Raw genomic sequence first — 1,315 nt, forward strand, 5'->3', positions numbered from 1 at the left:
ATGCCGTTAAGAAAGCAGTAGAAACAGCGAACCCAAGTGCAACGAAAGTTGAAGTAGGCGACAATGGTGACACAACAGTAACGTTCCCAGATGGCACAACAGCAACCCTTCCAGGCGCTAAGACTGTCTATACTTCAGAAAGAGGTGAATTACCAGATTCATTTGACTTGCCGAAATTAATTATTACTAAATGGGTTGATGAAGAAGGAAATGAATTGAAACCAGCCAATGCAAAAGCTCCAGCTGAATTAGGTGAATCTAATGAAGCATTTGAACATGGAGAAATTGATGGTTATGTATTTGTTAGAACTCTAACAGACGAGTCTGATGGTAATGTAACTCATGTCTTTAGAAAACTTCAAGATACAAAAGCTCCAGCAGCTCCAAGCGTGAACCCAGTTAAAGCAGGTGACACAGCAGTAACAGGTAAAGCAGAGCCAGGTTCAAACGTAGAAGTAACCCTTCCAGATGGAACTAAAGTCCCAGGTAAAGCAGACCAAGATGGCAACTTCAGCATTTCAGTTGATGGTTTGAAGGAAGGCGACAAAGTTTCTGTAACAGCGACAGACGCAGCAGGTAACAAGTCAGGAGCAACCGACGCAACAGTAGCGAAAGCAGCTCCAGCAGCTCCAAGCGTGAACCCAGTTAAAGCTGGCGATAAAGTAGTTACAGGTAAAGCAGAGCCAGGTTCAAACGTAGAAGTAACCCTTCCAGATGGAACTAAAGTCCCAGGTAAAGCAGACCAAGATGGCAACTTCAGCATTTCAGTTGATGGTTTGAAGGAAGGCGACAAAGTTTCTGTAACAGCGACAGACGCAGCAGGTAACAAGTCAGGAGCAACCGACGCAACAGTAGCGAAAGCAGTTCCAGCAGCTCCAAGCGTGAACCCAGTTAAAGCTAGCGATAAAGTAGTTACAGGTAAAGCAGAGCCAGGTTCAACAGTCGAAGTAACCCTTCCAGATGGAACTAAAGCATCAGCAACAGCAGACCAAGATGGAAACTTCAGTGTTCCAGTAAGTGGATTGAACGAAGGTGACACAGTATCAGTAACAGCAACAGACGCAGCTAAAAACACATCAGCACCAACTACAGCAACTGTAGCGAAAGCAGATGATAAGACAGCACCAACAGCGCCAGTTGTGAACCCAGTTAAAGCTGGTGATGAAGCAGTAACAGGTACAGCTGAAGCAGGTTCAACAGTCGAAGTAACCCTTCCAGATGGAACTAAAGCATCAGCAACAGCAGACCAAGATGGAAACTTCAGTGTTCCAGTAAGTGGATTGAACGAAGGTGACACAGTATCAGTAACAGCAAC

At 45.0% G+C, this 1,315-nt stretch carries 1 protein-coding gene; it reads left to right on the forward strand.

All coding sequences use genetic code 11. The features are described 5' to 3' along the window. Nucleotides 1–1,315, forward strand: a 1,315-nt coding sequence (locus tag QM460_RS10375) for an Ig-like domain-containing protein (protein WP_414290052.1), incomplete at both ends; no start/stop codon positions are given.

This window comes from Streptococcus infantis, assembly GCF_047464415.1.
Classification (GTDB): domain Bacteria; phylum Bacillota; class Bacilli; order Lactobacillales; family Streptococcaceae; genus Streptococcus; species Streptococcus infantis_AE.